This window comes from Streptomyces sp. rh34 (assembly GCF_002551245.1).
Taxonomy (GTDB): domain Bacteria; phylum Actinomycetota; class Actinomycetes; order Streptomycetales; family Streptomycetaceae; genus Streptomyces.
In genome coordinates this window covers 1-1,701 of the sequence record NZ_NTGZ01000512.1, presented here as the reverse complement: position 1 = coordinate 1,701, position 1,701 = coordinate 1, and the positions used below count along the sequence as shown (strand labels likewise).

2 protein-coding genes are annotated in these 1,701 nt (G+C 76.2%); one reads left to right on the top strand and one right to left on the bottom strand.

The genetic code is table 11. From position 1 onward, the window contains the following. Positions 1-170 precede the first annotated feature (170 nt). On the bottom strand, positions 171-1,085 hold the full coding sequence (locus CR470_RS37800; protein ID WP_097872274.1) for an alpha/beta fold hydrolase: 915 nt from the start codon (positions 1,083-1,085) through the stop codon (positions 171-173). Between the two features lie 104 nt (positions 1,086-1,189). On the opposite strand from CR470_RS37800, the gene CR470_RS37795 reads away from it, so the two are divergent. After that, a partial coding sequence (locus tag CR470_RS37795; RefSeq protein WP_107489553.1) for a TetR/AcrR family transcriptional regulator occupies positions 1,190-1,701 on the top strand: 512 nt, incomplete at its 3' end.

Here is a 1,701-nt window from a genome sequence, read left to right as displayed (position 1 = left end):
GATGTGTATAAGAGACAGCACCGGTCCGTGCGGTCGACCGGCCCGGCGGGCCCGGCGGGTCCGGCGGGTCCGGCCGGAGCGATGCACCCGTCGGGCCCGATGGGCGGCGTGCTGCTGGCCGCCTGACCCGGGGAGGGCCGTTACACGGCCGTCGCCCCGGGGAACGGGCGCTACCCGCGGCCGGCGACCCGGGCGGCCCGGTCCGCGAGGGCCCGCACCTCGGCGGCGACCGCGGTGTGCCGCTCGCGCGGGATTTCGTGGCCGACGCCCGGTTGGAGGACGAGCCGGGCGTCGCGGATCGCGGCGGCGGTGGCCCGGCCGGCGGAAGGCTTGAGCAACGGGTCGTCCGTGCCGTGCAGCACCAGCGCGGGGACCCGCAGTTCGGCCAGGGAGCGGCCGTGCCAGGGAGCTCCGATCTGGCGGGACTGGGCGTCCGGGTCGGCGATGCCGGTGTCCACGTCGGCGGTGATGCGCTCCAGGGCCTCCGCCTCGTCGAACGGGTAGCCGGGCGAGGCGCAGATCCGCGCGACCGCGAGCCCGGCCGCGATCCGTCCCTCCCGGTCCCGGGCGGGCTTGATGCGGGCGAACTTCGCGAGCGTGCCGAGCCGCAGATGACGGAAGGCCTTCAGCCCGCCGACGTCGCTGGGGAGCGCGGCGGACGAGGTGAGCGTGCGCACCCGGCCCGGGTGGCGCAGGGCGACGCGCTGGGCGACGACGCCGCCCAGTGACTGCCCGAAGATGTGCGCAGAATCCCAGCCGAGCGCGTCCATGACGGCGACGGCGTCGTCGGCCATGTCCTCGGCGGTGTAGGCCGCGCCGCGGCCGGCGGCCAGGGCGGCGAAGGGGTTGCCCCGAGCGGCGCGCCTGGGCAGCCGGGTGGACTCGCCCGCGTCCCGCTGGTCGTAGCGGGCGACGGCGAATCCGGCGTCGGCGAAGGCCGCGCACAGCTCCCCGGGCCACCAGTGCCGGGAGACCGCCAGCCCCATCACCAGGAGCAGCGGTTCGCCGTCCATGCCCTCCCGGAGCCGGTCGTGGGCGAGCTCGACCGCACCGTTGCGGGCGAAGCGGCGTTCGGTCCAGGTCATGGCGGGCTCCTCCGGTGGACGAAATTACTGCGAACGGTGTTCGCGGTATTAGACTACAGCCATTCCGGACCCCGGACGGGGACCTGAAGGGAAGGTGACGGACCGTGGCCGATCGCGAGACCCGGCCGACGACTGTCTGGTCGCGCCCCGATCGGGGCGCGCGCGGACCCGCACCCGAACGGAGCCGCACCCAGATCACGGCGGCCGCCCTCGCGCTCGCCGACGCGGAGGGGCTGGCGGCCGTGTCGATGCGCGCGCTCGCGCAGCGGCTGGGCACGGGGCCCGCCTCGCTCTACCGCTACGTGGGCAGCCGGGACGAGCTGCTGGACCTCATGGCGGACGCGGTCGCGGGCGAACTCGACCTCTCCGGGGCCCCCGGCGCCGACTGGCTGGACGACCTCGTCGGCCTGGCCCTCCAGTCCAGGGCCGCGCACGTCCGGCACCCGTGGCTGGCCGACCTGAACGACCGGCGCGGCGAGGTGCTGGGCCCGCACGCGATCGACTACCTCGACCACGCGCTCGGGATCCTGGCCCCCGCGCCGGGCACCGCCGGGCAGAAGCTGGAGGCCATCGGCCTCCTCGGCGGCCTGGCCGTGCTCTTCGCCCGCCGCGAGGC

Coding starts and splice junctions, on each gene's coding strand:
- CR470_RS37800 (WP_097872274.1), bottom strand. CDS start 1,085: ATGACCTGGACCGAACGCCGCTTCGCCCGCAACGGTGCGGTCGAGCTC.